Annotated in this window: 4 protein-coding genes and 1 tRNA gene; all 5 read right to left on the bottom strand. The window is 49.3% G+C overall.

Annotated elements, in window-relative coordinates:
* Positions 1 to 95: 95 nt before the first annotated feature.
* Positions 96 to 172 (bottom strand) — tRNA-Ala (locus tag Q8O92_09170).
* 38 nt (positions 173 to 210) lie between these two features.
* A complete protein-coding gene (gene ligA / locus Q8O92_09165; GenBank protein ID MDP2983484.1) occupies positions 211 to 2,247 on the bottom strand; it encodes an NAD-dependent DNA ligase LigA in 2,037 nt (678 codons plus the stop codon).
* A 5-nt stretch (positions 2,248 to 2,252) separates the two neighbouring features.
* On the bottom strand, positions 2,253 to 2,807 hold the full coding sequence (locus Q8O92_09160; protein ID MDP2983483.1) for a DUF4416 family protein: 555 nt from the start codon (positions 2,805 to 2,807) through the stop codon (positions 2,253 to 2,255).
* Positions 2,808 to 2,819: 12 nt separating this feature from the next.
* Positions 2,820 to 4,277 carry an FAD-dependent oxidoreductase gene (locus Q8O92_09155; GenBank protein ID MDP2983482.1) on the bottom strand — a complete coding sequence of 486 codons (1,458 nt, stop codon included), beginning with the start codon at positions 4,275 to 4,277 and terminating at the stop codon, positions 2,820 to 2,822.
* Positions 4,274 to 5,227, bottom strand: a complete 954-nt coding sequence (locus Q8O92_09150) for an SDR family oxidoreductase (GenBank protein ID MDP2983481.1) — start codon at positions 5,225 to 5,227, stop codon at positions 4,274 to 4,276. Before Q8O92_09150 ends, Q8O92_09155 begins: the two co-directional genes overlap by 4 nt.
* Between the last annotated feature and the right edge of the window lie 526 nt (positions 5,228 to 5,753).

Below are 5,753 nucleotides of genomic sequence, written 5' to 3'. Positions count from 1 at the left end.
TTTTTGTTTTCACATATGACGGGCATATGACGGCTATAAAAATACCCCCTGAAATCAGGAGGTAAAATTCTTTGTAACTTATTGTCTTGTATTCTTGGTGGAGCTTGCGAGGATCGAACTCGCGACCTCCTGACTGCCAGTCAGGCGCTCATCCCAGCTGAGCTAAAGCCCCACTCCAAGGGAAGAATATACGGGATATGAAGTGAAGTGTCAAGCGGTTTTCACCTCCCTGTGCACCTGCGTGAGAAACTCATCTTCTTGTATGATTTTCACTCCCAGCGAACGGGCTTTATCGTACTTTGAGCCGGGTTCGGCGCCGGCGACCACATAGTCGGTTTTTTTAGAAACCGAGGAAGAGACTCTGCCGCCGCGTGCAATGATGAGTTCGGTGGCATCATCACGTGTCAACTGCGAGAGACTGCCTGTTAAAACAAAGACTTTTCCGGCGAAGAATTCTTCCTCGACTGCCCGGGGAGGAGTCTTGCTTTCAAATGGCAAACCCACTCCTCTCAGGCGATCGAGGAGGGCGCGGTTTTCCTGGTTATGGAAAAAGTCATATACACTGTCCGCCATGACCGGGCCTACATCCGCAACCGCCTGAAGTTTCCCGGGGTCTGCTTCAAGGAGTTTATCAATGGATCCGAACCGCTCGGAAAGGACACGGGCTGTACGTGTTCCCACATGACGGATTCCCAGGGCAAAAAGGAAATGCCAGAGGTCACGGTCTTTGCTGGTTTCGATGGCGCCGATGATGTTTAAGGCGCTTTTTTCTCCCATGTGTTCCAGCGCTGTGAGCTGCTCTGTTGTGAGGGTATAAATATCCGCAAAATCCTTCACCAGTCCGGTTTTCATCAACTGGGCGACCAGAGCCGGTCCCAGCCCCTCGATATTCATTGCCTCACGGGATGCGAAATGGAGAATACTATTCTCCACCACCGCGGGACAGGCGGCGTTCACACAGCGGATATCCACCTCTTCTTCAATTCTGACCAGTTTTGAACCGCAGACCGGGCATTGCTCAGGGTAAACAATGGGGTGGGAGTGGGGCGGCCTTTTATCCTTTACTACCGTGGTCACTTTCGGGATAACGTCTCCCCCTTTTTCAATAATGACCGTATCTCCGATCCGTATATCCTTGCGGGCGATTTCCTGCTCGTTGTGCAGGGTTGCATGGCTGATGGTGGAACCGGCGAGAAAAACCGGGTCAAGCTCGGCCACCGGAGTCACCTTCCCCGTCCTGCCGACCGAGAAGATGACATCACGGATGATCGTTTCCGCCTGCCGGGCCCTGAATTTGAATGCTATCGCCCCACGGGGACTTTTGGCGGTTGTTTTCAGCCTGTCGAACTGCTCGAGGGTATCGACTTTAATCACCACACCGTCGATATCGTAGGGGAGCTTGTCCCGGATGCTCTCCACTCTCTTGAGGTAACCGGAGATCTCGGCGGGATCGTCGTATCTCTCGAGGTACTCGTTAACCGCGAAGCCCCTGTTTTTGAGCTCCAAGAGCTGGATATACTGGGAGCGCTCAACCGGAAGCGGCGTGGTGAGACCGTACGCGAAAAACTTGAGGTTACGGTTTTCCTGGATGGTGGGATCAAGGGTTTTTAGAGAGCCGGCGGCCAGGTTGCGGGGATTTGCGAATGTTTTTAGTTCCGCTTCCCGGCGTTGTCTGTTGATTTTTTCGAACTCTTCGCGGTCCATATACACTTCGCCGCGCACCTCGAAATCGGGAGGAACGGTTTGTAATACCTGGGGAATAGAGTGAATGTACCGCACATTCTCCGTCACCACATCGCCGACCTGGCCGTCGCCGCGGGTAACCGCCGCATCCAGTTTCCCATTTTTATAGATGAGCTCCAGCGCCACCCCGTCGATTTTGAGCTCACAGTTAAACGATACTGTTTCCCCGGCGAGCTCTCTTTTTACCCTCTGGTAAAATTCTCCCAGTTCCTGCTCAGTGTACGTGTTTGATATACTGAGCATGGGGACTTTGTGCTCACGCCTGCGAAATTCACGAATAGTAACCCGTGCTTCCGGGGCTTCCATCGTCAGAGAAACCGCATCTGTATCAATGGTAATATCGCTGCCAACCTGCATGGTCGGGCTTGCTTCGGATGTCAGCTCCGGATGGGCTTTTTCCAGGGTTTCCAGTTCCCTGGCCAGAGCATCGTATTCTTCATCCGAAATGGTCGGCTGCGAGAGAACGTAGTAGCGGTTATTATGCTCATTTATCGTCTTCCGCAAATATTCTATTCTTTCCCCGGCGTCCATATATACCCTTTTTTTTTTACAAACTCACGGACTGCGTTGAAAAATGTAATGGCTATGGGTGTCTGGTAATCGGGATAGGTAATATCGAGAGGAGTGAATGTACCGCCAAGGAACCGGAGGGTGGTTTCCGCATATATTCCTTTTCCGATGTAAATACGGTGGCTGTAATCCTTCGTGGTGGCAAGCACCAGTTTGGAAAGGGTGACATACCCGGGGTCGATATTCACCCTCCGGGCCGCATTCCCGCTTTCTCCTTGGGCAAATCGAAGTTCAATCTCATTGGTGCGGAGTTTGATCTCCGGAAGCATTTCTAAATCCAGGGGGCGCTCGAAACAGAAAAACTGCTTTCGGAGGTTTTTTCCCATTTCTTTCGTGTAGTAATCGGTCATGGAAAAATCAAAAACCGGGCTTTCCATCTCCAGGGCGCCGAATTCTTCCCTGAGAACATCCATCCCTTGATGTAACCAGACTTCTTCACTGAATGTTATACCGGCGATTAAAGCGGCGGGGGGCGTTTCTTTGACTTTTCCCATGGAAATGCTTCCTTATTTGCTCTGCCGATAGTGAAGCGTCCGGGCGGAGTCATGATAAGCCGGGTCTTCAAACGGTTTTAACTGGCCTTTTTCAAAATCCGGGTCGTTCGGCCCGACATCGTCATACCAGTATATTGGCGCACCGAATCTATTCACCAGATAACGCTGAAAAAATCGCAATTTATCCGGATCGGACAGCAATTTTTGGGTAGTGATCTTATACCCGCCTATGAGTGCGGCTGCTGTTCCGGCGGCTTCTCCGATGGCCCACTCGATTTCAGGAGTATTTAAAGCGCTGGAGGCGATATAGGTGGCGCCGATATTGCCGTTTCCCGCCAGTACATTTTCAAATCTGATCGGAATCAGAGCGCCAAAGGGAATCTGGAACGGTTTGGTTTCGATAAAAGCCCGCTGGCCATCCGGCATATTCACCGTGATAAATGTATATCCGATGCCTATAGAATCTTTAACGAATCTGGCTCTCGGCCCTTTCTGATTTTCAGCGGAGATATCCTCTTCACTTATACGGGCCTCCGGTATGATGCGCCGGGGCTCAGTCATCACTGAAAATTCATACGCACCGGTATTACCGGGTGAGTTGACCTTTTTAACATCATAAACGAATACCTGATCGCCGATTTTTTTCTTTCCATCTATTTTATAATCAGGGCAGATATAGAATTCCTGTGAAACAAGAGAATCCGCTTTTTCCGGGGCATGCGGCTCATGGGTGACGGATTTGCTTTCCATACCCGCAACCGTCTCGATACCTGCTTTGACCAAAAGGTCTCCCTGCACACTGGCATCGATGAAAAACCAGCCGCTGACCATGTCGGCTACTTTTTTATCCAGGTCGATGGCGATAAAAGAAGCTATCCTGTTATTAAACGTTAGGACCCTGGCGATCTTATGACGGTATAATACAGTCAATTTTCCGTTTTTTTTGTTTTTTTCAAGCATCTCATTGATGACATCCAGCGCGGCGCCGGTTTCGAAACAAAAATTGCGGAAACGGAAATTACCCAGGGCCGGATTGAATTCAGGTGCAATGGATGGGGGTGAAAGAGATTGTTTCTTGTACCAATCAAGGATTTTCGAGCGGAAAATCTGATAGGTTCGCGAAGACCCTGTTTTTTCAACAAACTCACCCTCTGCAAAAGAAAGGGTATCTTCGACCGCAAAACATCCGGCGATCTTGTCCGATTCTTCAACGAGAATTACCTCGCGGCCGTTTGAGCAGAGCGCCAGTGCTGCGGCGATACCGCCTAAACTGCCGCCGACAACGACAAAATCGGCTTTTTCATAAAAATTGATCGTTTTCATCTGCTTTCCGGAGAGAACAATCAGGGTATGATTTTTGGCATCGTATGCCCTCAGAACCGGTGCTTCCTTTTTACTGCAGTTCATCAAAGCAGTCGCGAAAACGAAACAGGTCAGAAATAAGAGTATCAGTATCTTTCTGCTATTCATCGGGCGCCGAAATTCTCCTTATACCAGGCCAGTGACATTTTCAGTCCTTCCCTGACAGTAATGGCGGGATTATATCCAAAATCTCTCCGGGCGGCGCTGATATCCGCAACAGAATTCCGCACCTCTCCGGCCCGCTGGGGTTCATAAAGAGGTTCGGGCCTGAAACCAAGCTCATCCGCCAGTATCGCGTACAATTCATTGATGGTAATCCGGCTCCCGCAGCCGATATTATATGCCTTTCCACCAGCATCATCGGGAGCACTGACTGCGGCGAGTATATTGGCATCTACTACATTGTCGATGTAGATAAAGTCACGGGTCTGATTGCCGTCGCCAAAAATAACCGGACGCTCTCCCCTGAGCAGCCTTGATACTAACAGCGGGATGACCGCGGCATAAGCGGAAAAGGGGTCCTGACGTTTCCCGAAGACATTGTAATATCGAAGACTGATGATGGATATATCAAACACTTCACTGAAAGCTCGGGCGAACATTTCCCCCGCTGCCTTAGATGCGGCGTAAGGGGAAAGCGGGTAGAGCGGCATGGATTCAATATTCGGAAGTATCTCGGAATTTCCGTACACCGAAGTCGATGACGCCCACACTACTCTTCTGACATGTGCATCGCGTGCGGCAAGAAAAACATTGGCAGTACCTGTAACGTTTACTTCAAGGGTTTCTCTGGGGTGCTTGATGGACTCGGGAACACTGCATACGGCGGCCTCATGAAAAACGTACTCTGCCCCGCGGCAGGCCAGGCTGCACGTTTGCGGATCGGTGATAGTGCCCTCGATAAACCGAAAGCGATCATTTTTCAGGAAGGCTTCAATGTTCCCCAGTTTTCCGGTCGAGAGATCATCAAGCGCCACAACCTCATTGCCGGTATTCAACAACTTTTCTGCCAGATTTGATCCGATGAATCCGGCTCCGCCTGTTACGAGACATTTCATATACAATCTCTAAACACAATATTAAACAATATCATATATACATTTTTAAAGGGCTATTTTTGTATACACGACGACATATTTTATTGCGTTTCTCTTCAAAATAGATGCCGCAACGGTTGCTAAAAGATGCGCTGCGCTTTCATCGTTCCCGCGAAGCGGCAACAAGTTCGGCATGACATGTGTCATCCTGAACTCGTTTCAGGATCTAAACACTTAAACATGTGCAATTATTTATGTCGCCATGTATAATTTGCCAAATATTTCTTAAAAAATTATTAAACTTCCCAACTGTTATATATGTCGAAACTATATAATAAGCCATTTGCAAAAGTCGAGATTGTTTGACGCAGCCCCCTTCCTGTCCTTTGGACATCCTTCCCCGGAGGGGGCAGGAAAAGACTGTGGAGCAACGACATCCCTTGCCCCTTCGGGGGAAAGGGACCGAGGGTTAGGGGGCTGAAGTAAAAAACTCATCACTTTTTATGTAAAACACGACTTTTGCAAAAGGCTCTTCAGATTAAGAAAA

Source organism: Candidatus Latescibacter sp., from assembly GCA_030692375.1.
Taxonomy (GTDB): Bacteria; Latescibacterota; Latescibacteria; order Latescibacterales; family Latescibacteraceae; genus JAUYCD01.
This window is presented reverse-complemented; position numbering and strand designations above follow the sequence as displayed.